Raw genomic sequence first — 17651 nt, forward strand, 5'->3', positions numbered from 1 at the left:
CCCAATACCAAAGGCGACCCTCTCGCGGGGGTCGCCTTTTTCATTGAAAAACCATGCATACAGGGGAATAACATGACAGATACCACACTTGGCCGCAATGAGAGCTCTCGCGGCCCTGCTGCCTTGAAACTGGTGCTATACAGTTTCATAGGTATCTTCTTCTTTTTCGTGCCCGTTACCATCGGCGGCAAATCCACCATTCTGCTCGACCATGCAGCCACCGCCGTAGCGACCCAGCTTCGCCCATTTGCGCTGGCCTTTGTGTGCCTGCTGATCGCCTATGGCGCATTTGCGCCCTTCATCACCGGAAAGTGGAAAGCCAACCTCACCGAGACGATCTTCTCGGTCCTGCGCGTCGTCGGCTTCGTGCTGGCCTGCATGTATCTGGCCGGTGTGGGCCCTGCCGCCCTCTTCACGCCCGACATGCTGCCGTTCCTGTTCGACAAGCTCGTCCTGTCGGTCGGGCTCATCGTCCCTATCGGTGCGCTGGCGCTTGCCTTTCTCATCGGCTACGGCCTGCTGGAATTTACCGGCGTCATCGTCCAGCCAATCATGCGCCCGATCTGGCGCACGCCGGGCTGGTCGGCCATCGACGCCGTCGCTTCTTTCGTCGGCAGCTATTCGCTTGCGCTCCTGATTACCGACCGCGTTTATAAGGAAGGCAAATATACCGCTCGGGAAGCGGCTATCATCGCCACCGGCTTTTCCACGGTTTCCGCCACGTTCATGATCATCGTCGCCAAGACGCTTGGCCTGATGGATGCCTGGAACCTTTATTTCTGGTCCACTTTCTTCGTCACGTTCATCGTGTCGGCCATCACCGCCCGCCTGTGGCCGCTGAGCCGCATGGATCATCCGGGCGACCGCGATACCCCGCTGCCCGCTGGCAAGGGTCGCATTCAAACGGCAATCGAAACCGGCATCCAGCAGGCACAGAGCGCGCCGAAGCTTCTTCCGCTTCTGTGGGCTACTTTCCTTGATGGCCTGCGCATGGCGGCGATGATCCTGCCAAGCATCATGGCCGTTGGCCTTCTCGGCCTGCTTGCCTCCAAATACACGCCGATCTTCGACGTTCTGGGCCTCGCCCTCTACCCGTTCACCTGGATCGCGCAACTGGCAGACCCGATGCTCGCGGCGAAATCCATGGCCTCCGGCCTTGCCGAAATGTTCCTGCCCGCCATCCTGCTGAAAGACGCCGATGTCGTCCTTAAATTCGTGGCCGCAGTGGTTTCGGTCAGCCAGGTCCTGTTCCTGTCGGCTTCGATCCCTTGCGTGCTGGCAACATCGATCCCGTTGAAGTTCCGCGACCTGATCGTGATCTGGTATATCCGCACCGCGCTCAGCATCCTGTTCACGGCGCCGATTGCGTTCTGGGCAGCGTCCAAGGGGTGGCTCGGCTGATGCCCTCTCTCCTGAAGGCAGACAACCACCGCCGCATGCCGTGGAAAAACGGCGGCGGCGTCACGGTCGAAATCGCCATTCACCCGCAAGGCGCGTCAGTCGATGATTTCGACTGGCGCATCTCCACGGCAACAGTGGCCAGCGATGGCCCCTTTTCCATCTTTCCCGGCATCGACCGCACATTGTCGGTGCTGGAGGGGGACGGCATCGTGCTTGATGTCGAGGGGGAGGAAACGAAACTCACCCGCGAAAGCGCACCGCTGGCTTTCGCCGCCGACGCCCGTTCCAGCGCGCGCCTGACCGGATCGGCAATTACCGACCTCAATGTCATGACACGGCGCGGCCGTTTTACCCATAGGGTCAGCCGCCTGCCTGTCGATGACACCACATTGGTTGTGGCCGATGGCAATCCGGCGCTTCTTTTCTGCGCCGAAGGCCAACTCGACCTGACTTGGGATAGCGAGGCAATTCGTCTGGAGAAACTGGACTGCGCGGTTTTCGCAAACTGCAATGCCATCCCCCTGACGATCAAGGGCAAGGGAACGGCATTTCTGATCTCGATCATTGCAGCCTGATCAGAGTCCGTCGCAGCGGCCAGACGGCCGCACGAAAAATATTCCCTTAAAACATTGTGTGGCATATGAAAGGGTCGCGACTTGTGTCGCGGCCCTTTCACGTCAGGACTCATCCCACATGGCCGTTTCAGCAGAAGAACTTGAAAACCGCATCGTTTATGTCAACGGCGAATATGTCACCGTCCGCGATGCCCGCATTTCCATTTTCGACCGTGGCTTTCTCTTCGGCGACGGCATTTACGAAGTCACCGCCGTTCTGGAAGGCAAGCTCATCGACAGCGAACCGCATATGACACGCCTGCGCCGCTCGACCGGCGAGATCGGCATTCCCATGCCGATGAGCGTGGATGAGATCGTCGCTGTTGAGCGCGAATTGATCCGCCGCAACAATCTGACCGAAGGTCTGGTCTATCTGCAAGTGACGCGCGGCGACGGACGCGACCGGGATTTTGTGCCTGCAAAGGACATGAAGCCATCGGTTGTCCTGTTCACACAGGAAACCGGCCTGCTCGACAAGCCGGTGCTGAAGACCGGCGCGCGTGTGCTTTCGCTCGAAGATCTGCGCTGGAAGCGCCGCGACATCAAGACTGTCTGCCTGCTGCCGCAGGCGCTCGCCAAGGAAATCGCCAAGAATGCCGGTTGCGATGAAGCATGGATGATCGAGGACGGCTACGTGACCGAAGGCGCATCGTCCACCGCCTATATCGTGACCAGGGATGATGTCGTCGTCACGCGCCCTAACAGCAATTCCATCCTGCCCGGCTGCACGCGGCGCTCGCTTCTGCAACTGATCGCAGAGACCGGCATGAAGCTGGAAGAGCGCCTCTTCACCATTGATGAAGCCTATGCTGCAAAGGAAGCTTTCCTCACCAGCGCAGGCACATTCGTTACGCCGATCACTGTCATCGATGAAAAGACCATCGGCGATGGAAAGCCCGGCCCGATCGCCCAACGCCTGCGCGAAATCTATCTCGACCACGCACGCCGTACGGCAATCTGAAGCAAGATGCGCCTTTTCCCTCGCTCCTCATCCTGAGCTTGTCGAAGGATCGAAGGAGAGAGGGAAAACCTACCGGGGCCTGCCCTCGTCCTTCGACAAGCTCAGGATGAGGGACAAGCGCCGAAGTGCCTCAGCGTTTTTGATTGTAGACGTCGATACACACCGCTCCGAGAAGAACAATTCCCTTGATGACCTGCTGGTAATCGATGCCGATGCCGAGGATCGACATGCCGTTGTTCATCACGCCCATGATCAGCGCGCCGATCACCGCACCCGTCACGCGACCGACGCCGCCATAGGCCGAGGCACCGCCGATGAAGCAGGCCGCGATCACGTCCAGCTCAAAGCCGATACCGGCCTTGGGCGTCGCCGTGTTGAGGCGAGCTGCAAAGACCAGACCGGCGAGTGCTGCCAGCACGCCCATATTGACGAATGCGAGGAAGGTCAGCCGCTCGGTCTTCACGCCGGAAAGCTTGGCGGCATGGCGGTTTCCGCCCACTGCATAAATCTGCCGTCCAAGGACGGTGCGATTGGTCAGAAACGCATAGGCCGCAATCAGAACCGCCATGATGATGAGCACGTTCGGCAAGCCGCGATGCATGGAAATCAACAGCGACAGATAGGCAATCGCGGCAAAGAACAGGATGTTCTTGATGACGAACAGTCCAAAGGGTTCCGTTTCCACCTCATGGGCGATATGGCGCTGCCGGGATTTCACATTCTGCCAGATCATGAAACCTGCAAGCAGCACGCCGATGATGAGGGATGTCAGATAGACACCGCCGGTCGTACCGATGATTTCGGGAATGAAGCCGGACGAAAGTTTCTGGAACACCACCGGAAACGGCCCGACCGATTGTCCGCCCAGCACGGCCAGCATCAGGCCCTTGAAGACCAGCATGCCCGCCAACGTGACGATGAAGGACGGAATATTGAAATAGGCGACCCAGAAGCCCTGTATCGCGCCGATGAGCCCGCCCACCAGCAGGCAGAGAATTGCCGCGATGGGAAAAGGCACGCCGAGCCTCACCATCATCACCGCAGCAAGTGCACCGATAAAGCCGCAGACCGAGCCGACGGAAAGATCGATATGGCCGGTGACGATGATGAGCAGCATCCCCAATGCCATGATGACGATATAGCTGTTCTGTAGCACCAGATTGGTGAGGTTCAGCGGCTTCATCAGCACGCCGCCCGTCACGATCTGGAAAAAGATCATGATCGCGACCAGCGAGAGCAGCATGCCGGATTCGCGCAGATTGTTCTTGAGATAGCGCCCCACGCTGCTCGCCGGAGCCTTCGACTCGCTGCTTCCGATGATGTTCTCGCTCATTGCCGTTTTCCCTTGTTCCGCATGATGGCGCGCATGATATTTTCCTGCGTTGCTTCCTCTCCGGCGACTTCGCCGACGAAAGCGCCTTCATGCATGACGACGATGCGGTCGCAGATGCCGATCAGTTCCGGCATTTCCGAAGAAATGACGACCACGCCCTTGCCGCTGTCAGCCAGTGAATTGATGATTGTGTAAATGTCGTATTTCGCGCCGACATCGATGCCGCGTGTCGGCTCGTCGAGGATCAGCACGTCCGGGCCGGTGAAGAGCCATTTCGACAGCACCACCTTCTGCTGGTTGCCGCCCGAAAGCGTGCCGGTTTCCTGATAGACGTTGTGGCAGCGAATGCTCATCTGCTCGCGATAGGAATTCGCGATCTTCATTTCGCGAATATCGTCGATGACGCCTTTCGGGCTGACGCCGCGCAAGTGCGCGAGCGAGATGTTGCGCGAAATGTTCTCGCCCAGAACGAGGCCAAGCTTCTTGCGGTCCTCGGTCACATAGGCAAGCCCAGCCTTGATCGCCCGCGCCACGGTGGAAATATCCGCCTGCTTGCCGTTGATGCGCGCCTCGCCGCTGATATTCGTGCCCCAAGAACGCCCGAAAAGGCTCATGGCGAATTCCGTGCGGCCCGCGCCCATCAATCCGGCAATGCCGACGATCTCGCCCGCGCGCACCTTGAACGAGACGTTCTTGACCGAGTGCCGCTCCGGATGCAGCGGATGATAGACCGACCAGTTATCGACTTCAAAGATTACGTCACCGATCTTGGGATCGCGCTTCGGGTAGCGGCTCTCCAGATCGCGATCCACCATCTTTCGAATAATGTCGTCTTCCTCGACCTCTCCCGCATGACAATCGAGTGTTGCCACCGCCTTGCCATCGCGCAGCACCGTGATCTTGTCGGCGACTTCGCGGATTTCGTTGAGCTTGTGCGAAATGAGGATCGACGTGATGCCCTGTGCGCGAAACTCCCGCAGAAGCGCCAGCAATGCCGCGCTGTCGGTCTCGTTGAGGCTCGCGGTCGGTTCGTCGAGGATCAGAAGCCGCACGCGCTTCGACAATGCCTTGGCGATTTCGACAAGCTGCTGCTTGCCGACGCCAATATCCGTGACGAGCGTATCTGGCTGTTCCGACAGGCCGACCTTCTGCAAAAGCTCGCGGGTGCGCTTGTGCACCGTGCTGCGGTCGATGACACCATAGCTCGCAGGCGGATTGACGAGGAAAATGTTCTCGGCAATCGTCATCAGCGGTATGAGCGCCAGCTCCTGATGAATGATGACGATGCCGAGCGCTTCGGAATCGTTGATGTCGCGAAACTGCCGTTCCTCGCCGTCAAAGAAGATCGATCCTTCGTAGCTGCCATGCGGATAGACACCCGACAGCACCTTCATCAAGGTCGACTTGCCCGCTCCGTTCTCACCCACAAAGGCGTGAATCTCGCCCGGCATCACGGTGAAGTTGACATCGCTCAGCGCTTTGACAACCCCGAAAGACTTGCTGATGCCGCGCATTTCCAGAAGCGGCTTGCCGGTGATTTCCGGCTCGCCGTCAGGCTGCTCGCGCAGGACAGGATTGGCTAGGTTCATCGCTCGCTCCCATTACAAATTCTGCAACCATTGCCCGCGCAAGAAAGACAACGCTGTCAACCGCCAAGCCTACCCCAGCCGAAAGGCTGGGGAGTTTGGGGCAATGGCTTGCAGAAGGCGCCGGGCATATCCTCCGATGCGCCCGGAACAGAAATTACTGGATCTGGTCTTCCTTGTAGTAACCGCTATCGACCAGAACCTGTTTCCAGTTCGACTTGTCGACGATCACCGGCTTGAGCAGATAGGACGGCACGACCTTGACGCCATTGTCATAGGTCTTGGTGTCGTTGACTTCCGGCTCCTTGCCGCTCATCAGCGCATCGACCATGTCGACCGTGACCTTGGCGAGTTCACGGGTATCCTTGAAGATGGTCGAATTCTGCTCACCGGCAAGGATCGACTTCACCGAAGGCACTTCCGCGTCCTGACCGGAGACAACCGGCATCGGCATGTCGCCGCTGCCATAGCCTACACCCTTGAGCGACGACAGGATACCGATGGAAATGCCGTCATAGGGCGAGAGGACCGCATCGAGCTTCTTGTCGGCATAATAGGCGGAAAGGATCGAATCCATGCGAGCCTGGGCGGTTGCACCGTCCCAGCGCAGGGTCGCCACCTTGTCCATGCCGGTCTGGCCGCTGGCGATCACCACCTTGCCGCTATCGATATAGGGCTGCAGCACCGACATCGCGCCGTTGTAGAAGAAATATGCGTTGTTATCGTCCGGCGAGCCGCCGAAAAGCTCGATATTGAACGGGCCCGGCTTGTTCTTCAGGTCCAGAGCCTTCTCGATGGACTGTGCCTGCAGCACGCCCACCTGAAAATTGTCGAAGGTCGCATAGTAATCGACATTCGGCGTATCGCGGATCAGGCGATCATAGGCGATGACCTTGATGCCTGCGTCATGTGCCTTGGCCAGAACATCGGAAAGCGTCGTGCCGTCGATGGATGCAACGACGAGAACCTTGGCGCCCTTGGTCACCATGTTCTCGATCTGCGCAAGCTGGTTCGGCACATCGTCTTCGGCATATTGAAGATCGGTCTGGTAGCCGCGTTCCTTCAACACCTTGACCATGTTGTCGCCATCGGCAATCCAGCGCGCCGAAGACTTCGTCGGCATGGCGACGGCGACAAGACCCTTGTCTTCCGCATGCGCCAGACCGCTAAAGGCAAGCGCGGCCATCGCGACTGCCAGTGTTAGAGATTTCATGCCTGCCATTGTCTCACTCCCAAATTGGGACAGGTTTGCGCCTGTCGTTCTCCCAAATTTTTCGCCCCCAACCTTCCGGCCACGCGGAATTCCTCCAAAAAACAAGATGCTTTAAGCTTTCGTTTTTACGCATGTCTTTGTCCCAAAACCGGTTCCCACTTTTGGGAGACATGCTCTAGCCCGCGATCTTGTCCCATGCCGCAACCGCGCGCTCAGCGCGTTCACGCACGTCAGCGACCGTCAAACCAGCTTTGTACAGACTGGAACCAAGTCCGAAACAGCTCACGCCCGCTGCCCGATAGGTCGCAAAATCCGCTTCGGAAACGCCACCAACGGCCCCGACCGGAATATCCTTTGGCAAGACGGCGCATACCGCCTTGATGCCGTCAGCACCCAGCACACTTGCCGGGAAGAACTTCAGCGCCGATGCGCCCGCGCGGATCGCCGAAAAGGCTTCCGTCGGCGTGAACACGCCCGGCATAGTCACCATGCCGTGCTGGCTTGCGCGGCGAATGACATCCGGCTCGACATTCGGGCTGACCAAAAGCCTGCCGCCAACATCATTGAGACGGTCCACATCTTCAACGCTCAGCACCGTTCCCGCACCAATCAGCACATTGGCAGGCGCGAGCTTCGCGGCCTTCTCGATCGACACGAACGGTTCCGGCGAATTGAGCGGGATTTCAATGGCCTCGAAACCCGTCTCGATCAGGGCGCTGATAATCGCCTCGGTTTCCTGCCAGCGAATGCCGCGCAGGATCGCGACCAGCGGATAGCGCAATTTTGGCCATGCGATGCGGTCGCTCATTGCGCAGTTCCTCCGAAAGCGTGCCGTGCCGCCATGAACAGCCCATCACGCACCAGTTCATCTGCCGCCACGCGCCGGACCGTCAAGCCGCCGATTTCAAGCGCGCTCCCGTAGAGCGCGCCCATCGTGTCGTCCGAGAGGAGCAGCACTTCTCCGGGGCCGCCGTAAAGCGTGCGCCCGCCCGCGACTTCCAGCCCGATCAGCAGGCCGGACAAACGGGCAAGCTGGTCGGTCGGCTTGCGATCATGCACGAGCCAGCCTGCGCGAATGGAGAAAAGCGCGTTGGAAATCAGCGCCGGATTTTCGAGCGACGCCCTGACACCCGCTGCGAAAGCCGCGCCATGCGGATCGACCCCGCCCGCACCTTCCAGCGCACCGGCCAGCACAGACTTGTCCTTCAAAAGAGCGAACATTTCGCCGGTCATGAAGGTTCGGTAATCGGCAAGACCGCCATCGGCAATCCGCACCCATTTGGCATGAGTGCCGGGCATGACGACAACGGCATCATGCGTTCCGCGATGCACGAGGCCGAGCAGTTTTGTCTCCTCGCCGCGCATCACATCGGGCGATGCCTCGTCCTGCCGGGCGACGCCCGGCAGCATGATGACGTTGCGGCGCGCAGGCACGCGCACCGCAGCCTTCACAATGCCGTCCAGCCCGGCAGGAAGGCTCATATAGGGCGCCTCGATCCAGCCGGTCCGCGAACCGGCCATGCCGCAGATCACCACTGGCAGATCATCCGGCGCATCCACGGAGGAAAGATGCCGTTCGAGCGTCGGCTCAAAACCGGCTTCCTTTGCCTGCAACAGCCCATCATCGCCGCGGCTTTCGCCCAGCACATTGCCATCGGCATCCAGCGTCCAGAGGCGGAACCGGGTGGTGCCCCAGTCCGCTACGGCTGCAAATGGCTTTTTATCGATAGCCATCCGGGTCGGCCTTAGTGGTTGTCTCGCGGCAGGCCGCGCGTATGGGCGATGTCCTGATACTTGACCGCATTTTCCAGAACCGCGCCGGTTTCCATCTGGCCGACAACCGCACGCTGGATTTCCTGCCACGGCGTCTGGCTTTCCGGATATTTATAGCCGCCAGCCGCTTCCAAAGCCTTGCGGCGCTCGGCCAGTTCCTCATCGGAAATCAGGATATCCGCCGTGCCGCGACCGAGATCGATGCGCACGCGGTCGCCGGTCTTGAGAATGGCCAGACCGCCGCCCGCCGCCGCTTCCGGCGAAGCATTGAGAATGGAAGGCGAACCCGAAGTGCCCGACTGGCGACCATCGCCAATGCAAGGCAGCGACGTAACGCCCTTCTTCAAGAGATAATCCGGCGCGCGCATGTTGACGACTTCCGCCGCGCCGGGATAGCCGATGGGACCGGCACCGCGCATGAACAGCACCGTATGCTCGTCGATTTCCAGCGACGGATCGTCGATGCGGTGATGGTAATCCTCCGGTCCGTCGAACACGACCGCCTTGCCTTCAAAAGCGTTCGGGTCCTTGTCGTCGGACAGGTAGCGATTGCGGAACTCGTCCGAAATGACGCTCAGTTTCATGATCGCCGACGAGAACAGATTGCCGCGCAGCACGCGGAAACCGGCATGCTTCTTCAATGGCTGGTCGTAGGTCTTGATGACATTGCCGTCTTCGATGGTGGCGTTCTTGCAGTTCTCGCCGATGGTCTTGCCGTTGACGGTCAGCGCGTCCTCATTGATGAGGCCCTGCCCCATCAGCTGATTGACGACAGCCGGTACACCGCCCGCATGGTAATAGTCCTCGCCGAGATATTCACCGGCAGGCTGGAGATTGACCAGAAGCGGGATTTCCTCGCCATATTTCTGCCAGTCATCAACCGTCAGCTCCACGCCGACATGACGGGCAAGCGCGTTCAGATGGATCGGCGCATTGGTCGAGCCGCCAATGGCGGAATTGACGCGGATCGCATTGATGAAGGCATCCTTGGTCAGAATGTCCGACGGCTTCAAATCTTCATGCACCATGTCAACGATGCGGCGTCCGGTAAGATATGCCACTTCCTGACGGTCGCGGTACGGCGCCGGAATAGCGGCGGAACCGGGAAGCTGCATGCCGAGCGCTTCGGCGAGCGAGTTCATCGTCGTGGCCGTACCCATCGTGTTGCAATAGCCGGTGGACGGAGCCGAGGACGCAACGAGCTTGACAAAGCCCTGATAGTCGATCTCGCCCTTGGCGAGCAATTCGCGCGCCTTCCAGACGATGGTGCCCGAACCCGTGCGTTCGCCACGGAACCAGCCATTGAGCATCGGGCCGACCGAAAGCGCAATCGCCGGAATATTGACGGTTGCCGCTGCCATCAGGCAGGCAGGCGTGGTCTTGTCACAGCCGATTGTCAGCACGACGCCATCCAGCGGGTAGCCGTAGAGCACTTCCACGAGGCCGAGATAGGCCAGATTGCGGTCGAGGCCCGCCGTCGGGCGCTTGCCGGTTTCCTGAATTGGATGCACCGGAAATTCGATGACGATGCCGCCAGCCTCGCGCACGCCTTCACGCACGCGCTTGGCCAGTTCCAGATGATGACGGTTGCAAGGCGAGAGATCGGAACCCGTCTGCGCAATGCCGATGATCGGGCGACCGGACTGCAACTCTTCCTGGCTCAGGCCGTAATTCATGTAGCGCTCCAGATAGAGCGCGGTCATGTCGACATTATCGGGATTGTCGAACCAGGCGCGCGAGCGGAGCTTCGGTGTTTTCGGAGAGACGGGCTTGTTCATTTCATTGTCCTGCATGGGTAAGAGACCAGAAAGCGGTCTCGATTCCTTCGACGCCGATCCTTAAAATCAGATCGATATTCCAAATGTTTGGTTCATCGCGCATCTTGTCCGAAAACCGTTTCACGCTTTTCGGGATGCGCTTTAATCTTCAAAAGCTTCGACGACATGCCGCTTTCCGAGCAGAAACGCATCGGCCACATGGGTCAGCGGAGCGAGATCGACATCCGAACGCCCCACGTCGATCAATTGCACGAAACGCTTGTAAAGTCGTTGATACTCACGGTCCGGCTCGGCCATCTTCTCGGCCCCGGCAATGGTCAGGCGGCTGCCGCCATGGCTGAGCAGAACCGTGCCCTTGTCGGTCTCAATACGAATATCCCAGGTCTGCGGGCCGGTTTGCCGCCAGTCCAGCTCAAACGAAACCGGTATGCCGCTTTCCGTCTGGAACTTGAGGTCAGCGGCAATGGGCGCCGCCCGATTTTCTGGAAAGTACAGATCGGATTGGGTCAGAAAAAAGCGTTCCGGCAGAATATGCGTCACGATGGAAAGCGCATTGATGCCCGGATCGAATACACCAAGCCCGCCCGGCTCCCATATCCATTGCTGGCCGGGGTGCCAGTGGCGCACATCTTCCTTCCATATGACCGATACCGAGCGGATTTCCGCATCTTTCAGGAATTCCCGCGCCGGTTCGACCGCTGCCGCTTCCCGCGAATGCCATGTCGCATAGAGCGTAACGCCTTCCGCTTGCGCAAGGCGCTCCAGCGCCTGCACTTCGGAAATGGTCGCGCCGGGAGGCTTTTCCAGCATCACATGCTTGCGCGCTTTCAAAGCGGCATAGGCTTGGGCGAAGCGGCCTTGCGGCGGCGTGCAGAGCGACACCGCGTCAATTGCGATGTCGCTGTCTAACAGCGCATCGATATCGTGAAAGGACGGCATTCCGTCCAGCCCGGCATTGCGGCTGGCGATGGCTTTCAGCTCGATGCCATCGACGGCCTCGATGGACGGCAGATGCTGGTCGCGCGCGATCTTGCCGAGACCGACGATTGCAAGCGCGATGTTGGATTGTGTGGCCATTTCAGAGCGCCTTCACGACAACGTCTTCGGCGGCTGCCTGCGCCAGCCTGTTGACCAGCGGATAGCGGAACGGCTTGGCGGAAATCTCGAACTGGTCGCCAGTTTGCGTCTTCACGCCTTCCGAGAAGGACAAGGTTGCCGTGCCGAAGAAGTGCACGTGAATATCGCCGGGACGACGAAACAGTTCATATTTGAAATGATGGTGTTCCAGATTGGCAATCGTGTGCGACATGTTCGCTTCGCCCGACAGGAACGGCTTTTCAAAAATGATCTCATTGCCGCGACGAATGCGCGACACGCCTTCCACATGATCCGGCAGCGCGCCCACATAAAGTTCCGGCCCGAGCGCCGCCTGCCGCAGCTTGGAATGGGCAAGCCAGAGATAGTTCTGCTTTTCGGTCACATGGTCGGAAAACTCGTTGGCAAGGCAGAAGCCGAGCCGGAACGGCGTACCATCCGGGCCGATCAGGTAGATGCCCGCCAGTTCTGGTTCCTCGCCGCCATCTTCGGCGAAGGAAGGCGAAACCAGTTCGCCGCCGGTTGCCACCAGCGCCGACCCGTCGCCCTTGTAGAACCATTCGGGCTGCACGCCGGTCTCGCCCGGCTTCGGCTTGCCGCCCTCGACGCCCATCAGGAACATGCGCATGGAATCGGTCGGCTTTTCAGCCGCCTGCGCGGCCTTGTGCATCTTGTCGCGACCGTCTGCGGAACCCAGATGCGTCAGGCCCGTACCGGCAACAATCAGATGGGCCGGATCCTCATGGGTGATCGGCAAGCCGACGCGACCCGCAGCAAGCGCGGCTTCTATATCGACGGCTTCGCCCTTGCCGCTCTGCGCCACCTGTTCTTCAAGGCTGATGCCAGCGGCAATTGCCGCCGAGGCCAGTTCATAGGTCGTTGCCACGCCCGTGACGACATGCGCCGCTCCCTCGTCATTGCAGGCAGCCACACGCATTTCTCCGCTTTCATCGCGGAACTGGACCAGACGTAACATCAAACCTCCCATTTTCCGCATTACCCTTTGCGGAACTCACCCCGACCGCTTGAAAACACCCGAAGGCGCCTATTCACGGTTCGCGTTATTAATATGACTATTTTGCTGAGACCTGCTTTGTCAAGCAAGCAGACGCCCCCACATGCAAGGTTCAGAAAAACGACTCGACCAGCCCTACGGCAAGCCTTTGTTTTATATTCATAAATTTAGATATTGCCCGTTTGTCGCACCGGCATTTTATTGGGAAATATCGAAAGGCGCTTGCCATAAAGTAATATTATATGCTTCATAAATACGAAGGCCGGGAGGGCCTTTTATTGGGAGGAACGATCATGAAACGCAGTCTGGCGGCCCTGACGGCCGCACTATCGCTTGCCCTGATTTCGAGCGCATCCGCCGCATCACTGACGGTCGGCTTTTCGCAGATCGGTTCGGAATCGGGCTGGCGCGCCGCAGAAACGGCCCTGACCAAGCAGGAAGCCGAAAAGCGCGGCTATACGCTGAAATTCGCCGACGCCCAGCAGAAGCAGGAAAACCAGATCAAGGCCGTTCGCGGCTTCATCGCCCAAGGGGTTGATGCAATCCTGATCGCGCCGGTCGTCTCCACCGGCTGGGACGCCGTCTTGAAGGAAGCCAAGGAAGCGGAAATTCCGGTCGTCCTGCTCGACCGCCAGATCGATTCCCCGGAAGACCTTTACCTCACCGCCGTCACCTCCGATCAGGTGCATGAAGGCAAGGTCGCCGGGGACTGGCTGGTGAAGGATGTGGGCGACAAGCCGTGCAACGTGGTCGAGCTTCAGGGCACCACCGGCTCCTCGCCCGCCATCAACCGCAAGAAGGGTTTCGAGGACGCAATCAAGGGCCACGACAACATCAAGATCACCCGTTCGCAGACCGGTGACTTCACCCGCACCAAGGGCAAGGAAGTCATGGAAAGCTTCATCAAGGCCGAAGGCGGCGGCAAGAATATCTGCGCCGTCTATGCCCATAATGACGACATGGCCGTCGGCGCCATTCAGGCCATCAAGGAAGCCGGGCTGAAGCCTGGTACCGAGATCAAGATCGTGTCGATCGACTCCGTGCCGGATATCTTCCAGGCCATGGCCAATGGCGAAGCCAATGCGTCGGTCGAACTGACGCCGAACATGGCAGGCCCGGCCTTCGACGCCATTGAAGCCTTCAAGGAAAAGGGCACCGTTCCCCCGAAATGGATCCAGACGGAATCGAAGCTCTATACGCAGGCTGACGATCCCAAAGCCGTCTACGAAGCCAAGAAGGGCCTCGGCTACTGATCCGCGTCATCCGGGCCGTTCTCGGCCCGGATATCCCATTTGCCCAAATATCCCATTTGCAACGTGCAAACGGAAGAATGCCATGGCTGCAACACCGCTTCTTGAAGCCCGCTCGATCACGAAATCCTTTCTGGGCGTGACCGCGCTCGATCATGTCGATTTCACGCTCAACCGTGGGGAAATTCACGCGCTGCTCGGCGAAAACGGCGCGGGCAAATCCACGCTCATCAAGATATTGACTGGCGCCTATCACGGCTTCGACGGTTCGATCCTGCTTGAGGGCCAGCCGATTGCGCCCGCATCCGTCGCGGAAGCGCAGGCGCTCGGCATCGGCACGGTCTATCAGGAAGTCAATCTTCTCGAAAACCTGACGGTTGCGGAAAACCTGTTTCTCGGCCGCCAGCCGAAGCGCTTCGGGCTGGTCGATCGTGGCCGGATGGAAAAGGATGCGGCGAAACTCCTTTCGCGCTACGGCCTCGCCATTGATGTCGGCGCGCCCCTGTCCGCCTACTCGGTGGCCATCCGCCAGATCATCGCCATTGCCCGCGCCGTCGATCTTTCCGGCAAGGTGCTGGTGCTTGATGAGCCTACCGCCAGTCTCGACGCGCGTGAGGTCGACATGCTGTTCGGCGTGCTGCGGCAATTGAAGGCTGATGACCTCGGCATTGTCGTCATCACCCATTTTCTCGATCAGGTCTACGCCATTGCCGATTGCGCCACCGTGCTGCGCAACGGGCGGCTGGTCGGCAGCCGCAACCTGTCGGACCTGCCGCGAACCGACCTGATTTCCATGATGCTCGGCCATCAGTTGCAGGAAACCGTGCGCCGCCAGTTGACTGAAGAAGTCAGCGACGACACGGTCGCGCCGATCCGCTTTTCCGGTTTCGGCAAAAAGGGCAGCGTCGCGCCCTTCGATCTCTCGATCAAGCCTGGCGAAGCCGTGGGCATTGCCGGTCTTCTCGGTTCGGGCCGCACGGAAACCGCGCTCCTGCTGTTCGGGGTCGATCAGGCTGACAGCGGAACTCTTGCCGTCGACGGAAAGGAAACCCGGCTGCCCACACCCGTTGCGGCGATTGCCGAGCGCTTCGCCTTTTGCCCCGAAGAGCGCAAGACCGATGGCATCATCGGCGATTTTTCGGTTGCCGAAAACATCGCGCTTGCCGTCCAGGCAAAGCGCGGCTGGTCGAGACCGATCTCATCACGCGAGAGGACGGCGCTTGCCCAGCGCTATATCAAGGCGCTTGATATCCGCCCGCCCGATCCCGACAAGCCGATCAAGTTTCTGTCCGGCGGCAACCAGCAGAAGGCTATCTTGGCCCGCTGGCTTGCCACCGATCCGCGCCTCCTGATCCTCGATGAGCCGACGCGCGGCATCGATATCGGCGCCCATGCCGAAATCCTCAAGCTGATCGGCGAGCTTTGCGCCGAAGGCATGTCGCTCGTCATCATCTCGTCGGAATTCGAGGAGCTTGCCGCCGTCGCCAACCGTGTCGTCGTTCTCTCGGACCGCCGCCATGTCGCGGAACTGAAAGGCGAGGAAATCACAGCCGACAATATCGTGCGCGCAATCGCAGAGACCGGAAGCGAAAAGGAAGCGGCAGCATGATTGCCCGCATCACCAGAAAACTCAAAAGACTGGCGCCCCAGCTCGCTGCCCTCGTGCTCATTCTGGCGGCGAACACCATCATCGCGCCCGGCTTTCTCGACATTTCCTTCCAGAACGGGCGGCTCTATGGCAGCCTCATCGATATTCTGGTGCGCGCCGCCCCCGTTGCCATTCTGGCCGTCGGCATGACGCTGGTGATCGCAACGCGCGGCATCGATCTGTCGGTCGGCGCGGTGATGGCGATCAGCGGCGCTTTTGCCGCGTCGCTCATCGTGGCGGGCTATCCGCTTGCAATCGTCATTCCGGCAGCGCTCGGCGTCGGGCTGCTGTGCGGCTTGTGGAACGGCTTTCTGGTCGCCGTTTTCGATATCCAGCCCATCATCGCGACGCTTATCCTCATGGTGGCAGGGCGCGGCATCGCACAGCTTATCACCGAAGGCGCAATCCTCACCTTCAACAACGATTCCTTTGCAGCCCTTGGTTCCGGCTCCTTTCTTGGCGTGCCCGTTCCGGTTCTGATCTGGATTCTGGCGGGTCTTGCCGTCGGTCTTGCAGTGCGCACAAGCGCGCTCGGTTTCCTGATTGAAGCAACCGGCATCAACCGTCGCGCAGCGATGCTGGCAGGCGTCAAGGCCCGCTTCCTGCTGTTCAGCGTCTATGCCGTTTCCGGTGTCGGCGCGGCACTGGCCGGGCTGATCGCGGCGGCGGATATTCGCGGCGCGGATGCCAACAATGCCGGGCTATGGCTCGAACTCGACGCCATTCTGGCAGTCGTCATCGGCGGCACCTCGCTCAATGGCGGCCGGTTCTCGATCATGGCCTCGCTGCTCGGCGCGCTCATCATCCAGGCGATCAATACCGGCATTCTGATGGCGGGCTTTCCCCCGGAGTTCAACCTCATCATCAAGGCGATCATTATCGTAATCGTACTCACCTTCCAGTCTCCGGCCATTGTCCAGCTGATCGCCTTCCTGCGCTCCGAGCGCAAGGGCGACGGAGCCAAGCCGGTCCGCCAAAGCCAGCAGGGAGCCCAGCAATGAGAGCGCTTCGCAATCTGCCTTTCCTGACAACCGTGGCGATCTTCCTGTTCGCCTATGCGATCTGCATTATCCAGTTTCCCAACATGCTGTCGACGCGGGTGATCGGCAATCTTCTGACCGACAATGCCTTTCTGGGCATCGCCGCCGTCGGCATGACATTCGTGATCCTTTCCGGCGGCATTGACCTGTCGGTCGGCTCGGTCATCGCCTTCACCAGCGTCTTCGTCGCCGTGCTGGTCGGACAGCTCGGCGTGCATCCGCTTGTGGCTTTCGCGCTCATTTTGGTGATAGCGGCATTGTTCGGGGCTTGGATGGGCGTGATGATCCATTTCTTGCAGATTCCGCCCTTCGTGGCCACGCTTGCCGGCATGTTTCTGGCCCGCGGCGCGGCCTTTCTCATCTCGACCCAATCCGTGCCTATAGCCCATCCGTTTCTCGATACGTTGCAGGGGCTTTATTTCCGGCTTCCGGGCGGCGGCAGGCTGACATTCATCGCCATGCTGATGCTCGCGGTCTTCATCATCGGCGGCATCATCGCCCATCGCACGCGGTTCGGCGCCAATATCTATGCGCTTGGCGGCAACCAGCAATCGGCGGAACTGATGGGCGTTCCGATTGCTCGCACCACAATCGGCATCTATACGATGTCAGGCGTGCTTTCCGGTCTCGCCGGGATCGTCTATACGCTTTACACCTCGTCCGGCTATTCGCTGGCGACGGTGGGGGTGGAGCTGGACGCCATCGCTTCGGTGGTAATCGGCGGAACGCTTTTGACGGGCGGCGCGGGCCTTGTGGCAGGCACATTCGTCGGCATTCTCATACAGGGGCTGATCCAGACCTACATTGTTTTCGACGGAACGCTGTCTTCATGGTGGACGAAAATTGCAATCGGTATATTGCTGTTTCTGTTCATTGCCCTGCAACGAGGACTCTTGTGGTTTTCCAATATAAAACACGCGCGGCAACGCTTGGAGGAGGCCTGA

At 59.6% G+C, this 17651-nt stretch carries 15 protein-coding genes; 7 read left to right on the forward strand and 8 right to left on the reverse strand.

Features of this window, described 5'->3' with window-relative positions; all coding sequences use genetic code 11:
• The first annotated feature begins 72 nt into the window (after positions 1-72).
• From AC0TOF_RS21540 to AC0TOF_RS21550, 3 genes are all read left to right on the forward strand, one after another.
• Positions 73-1401: a YjiH family protein gene (locus AC0TOF_RS21540; protein ID WP_122001381.1), complete on the forward strand. Its 1329-nt coding sequence runs from the start codon at positions 73-75 to the stop codon at positions 1399-1401.
• Positions 1401-1976, forward strand: a complete 576-nt coding sequence (locus tag AC0TOF_RS21545; protein WP_473769737.1) for a HutD/Ves family protein — start codon at positions 1401-1403, stop codon at positions 1974-1976. Before AC0TOF_RS21540 ends, AC0TOF_RS21545 begins: the two co-directional genes overlap by 1 nt.
• Before the next feature lie 118 nt (positions 1977-2094).
• Positions 2095-2976, forward strand: coding sequence for a D-amino-acid transaminase (locus AC0TOF_RS21550; protein WP_473769738.1), 882 nt, complete (start codon positions 2095-2097; stop codon positions 2974-2976).
• A gap of 130 nt (positions 2977-3106) precedes the next feature.
• On the opposite strand, the gene mmsB is transcribed toward AC0TOF_RS21550, so the two are convergent.
• From mmsB to araD1, 8 genes are all read right to left on the reverse strand, one after another.
• Positions 3107-4309 (reverse strand): multiple monosaccharide ABC transporter permease, encoded by a 1203-nt coding sequence (gene mmsB / locus AC0TOF_RS21555; protein ID WP_473769739.1) that lies wholly within the window; start codon positions 4307-4309, stop codon positions 3107-3109.
• Positions 4306-5898, reverse strand: coding sequence for a multiple monosaccharide ABC transporter ATP-binding protein (gene mmsA / locus AC0TOF_RS21560; RefSeq protein WP_473769740.1), 1593 nt, complete (start codon positions 5896-5898; stop codon positions 4306-4308). Before mmsA ends, mmsB begins: the two co-directional genes overlap by 4 nt.
• Positions 5899-6052: 154 nt before the next feature.
• Positions 6053-7117, reverse strand: a complete 1065-nt coding sequence (gene chvE, locus AC0TOF_RS21565) for a multiple monosaccharide ABC transporter substrate-binding protein (RefSeq protein WP_122001385.1) — start codon at positions 7115-7117, stop codon at positions 6053-6055.
• A gap of 166 nt (positions 7118-7283) precedes the next feature.
• Entirely contained in the window at positions 7284-7916 is a 633-nt protein-coding gene (locus AC0TOF_RS21570; RefSeq protein ID WP_473769741.1) for a 2-dehydro-3-deoxy-6-phosphogalactonate aldolase, read from the reverse strand.
• The gene (locus AC0TOF_RS21575) at positions 7913-8842 is read right to left on the reverse strand and encodes a 2-dehydro-3-deoxygalactonokinase (RefSeq protein WP_473769742.1); all 930 of its coding nucleotides are present in this window, start codon (positions 8840-8842) and stop codon (positions 7913-7915) included. Before AC0TOF_RS21575 ends, AC0TOF_RS21570 begins: the two co-directional genes overlap by 4 nt.
• Before the next feature lie 11 nt (positions 8843-8853).
• The gene (locus AC0TOF_RS21580; protein ID WP_473769743.1) at positions 8854-10659 is read right to left on the reverse strand and encodes an IlvD/Edd family dehydratase; all 1806 of its coding nucleotides are present in this window, start codon (positions 10657-10659) and stop codon (positions 8854-8856) included.
• 141 nt (positions 10660-10800) lie between these two features.
• On the reverse strand, positions 10801-11736 hold the full coding sequence (locus AC0TOF_RS21585; RefSeq protein ID WP_473769744.1) for a Gfo/Idh/MocA family protein: 936 nt from the start codon (positions 11734-11736) through the stop codon (positions 10801-10803).
• Position 11737: 1 nt separating this feature from the next.
• Positions 11738-12730 carry an AraD1 family protein gene (araD1, locus tag AC0TOF_RS21590; RefSeq protein WP_473769745.1) on the reverse strand — a complete coding sequence of 331 codons (993 nt, stop codon included), beginning with the start codon at positions 12728-12730 and terminating at the stop codon, positions 11738-11740.
• Positions 12731-13062: 332 nt separating this feature from the next.
• On the opposite strand from araD1, the gene ytfQ reads away from it, so the two are divergent.
• From ytfQ to yjfF, 4 genes are all read left to right on the forward strand, one after another.
• Positions 13063-14022, forward strand: a complete 960-nt coding sequence (ytfQ, locus tag AC0TOF_RS21595) for a galactofuranose ABC transporter, galactofuranose-binding protein YtfQ (RefSeq protein ID WP_122001391.1) — start codon at positions 13063-13065, stop codon at positions 14020-14022.
• A gap of 82 nt (positions 14023-14104) precedes the next feature.
• On the forward strand, positions 14105-15628 hold the full coding sequence (locus AC0TOF_RS21600) for a sugar ABC transporter ATP-binding protein (RefSeq protein WP_473769746.1): 1524 nt from the start codon (positions 14105-14107) through the stop codon (positions 15626-15628).
• Positions 15625-16668 carry an ABC transporter permease gene (locus tag AC0TOF_RS21605; RefSeq protein ID WP_473769747.1) on the forward strand — a complete coding sequence of 348 codons (1044 nt, stop codon included), beginning with the start codon at positions 15625-15627 and terminating at the stop codon, positions 16666-16668. Before AC0TOF_RS21600 ends, AC0TOF_RS21605 begins: the two co-directional genes overlap by 4 nt.
• The gene (gene yjfF / locus AC0TOF_RS21610) at positions 16665-17651 is read left to right on the forward strand and encodes a galactofuranose ABC transporter, permease protein YjfF (protein WP_473769748.1); all 987 of its coding nucleotides are present in this window, start codon (positions 16665-16667) and stop codon (positions 17649-17651) included. Before AC0TOF_RS21605 ends, yjfF begins: the two co-directional genes overlap by 4 nt.

The organism is Ochrobactrum sp. PL_is501 (genome assembly GCF_055816895.1).

Coding starts and splice junctions, on each gene's coding strand:
- AC0TOF_RS21540 (WP_122001381.1), top strand. CDS start 73: ATGACAGATACCACACTTGGCCGCAATGAGAGCTCTCGCGGCCCTGCT.
- AC0TOF_RS21545 (WP_473769737.1), top strand. CDS start 1,401: ATGCCCTCTCTCCTGAAGGCAGACAACCACCGCCGCATGCCGTGGAAA.
- AC0TOF_RS21550 (WP_473769738.1), top strand. CDS start 2,095: ATGGCCGTTTCAGCAGAAGAACTTGAAAACCGCATCGTTTATGTCAAC.
- mmsB (WP_473769739.1), bottom strand. CDS start 4,309: ATGAGCGAGAACATCATCGGAAGCAGCGAGTCGAAGGCTCCGGCGAGC.
- mmsA (WP_473769740.1), bottom strand. CDS start 5,898: ATGAACCTAGCCAATCCTGTCCTGCGCGAGCAGCCTGACGGCGAGCCG.
- chvE (WP_122001385.1), bottom strand. CDS start 7,117: ATGGCAGGCATGAAATCTCTAACACTGGCAGTCGCGATGGCCGCGCTT.
- AC0TOF_RS21570 (WP_473769741.1), bottom strand. CDS start 7,916: ATGAGCGACCGCATCGCATGGCCAAAATTGCGCTATCCGCTGGTCGCG.
- AC0TOF_RS21575 (WP_473769742.1), bottom strand. CDS start 8,842: ATGGCTATCGATAAAAAGCCATTTGCAGCCGTAGCGGACTGGGGCACC.
- AC0TOF_RS21580 (WP_473769743.1), bottom strand. CDS start 10,659: ATGAACAAGCCCGTCTCTCCGAAAACACCGAAGCTCCGCTCGCGCGCC.
- AC0TOF_RS21585 (WP_473769744.1), bottom strand. CDS start 11,736: ATGGCCACACAATCCAACATCGCGCTTGCAATCGTCGGTCTCGGCAAG.
- araD1 (WP_473769745.1), bottom strand. CDS start 12,730: ATGTTACGTCTGGTCCAGTTCCGCGATGAAAGCGGAGAAATGCGTGTG.
- ytfQ (WP_122001391.1), top strand. CDS start 13,063: ATGAAACGCAGTCTGGCGGCCCTGACGGCCGCACTATCGCTTGCCCTG.
- AC0TOF_RS21600 (WP_473769746.1), top strand. CDS start 14,105: ATGGCTGCAACACCGCTTCTTGAAGCCCGCTCGATCACGAAATCCTTT.
- AC0TOF_RS21605 (WP_473769747.1), top strand. CDS start 15,625: ATGATTGCCCGCATCACCAGAAAACTCAAAAGACTGGCGCCCCAGCTC.
- yjfF (WP_473769748.1), top strand. CDS start 16,665: ATGAGAGCGCTTCGCAATCTGCCTTTCCTGACAACCGTGGCGATCTTC.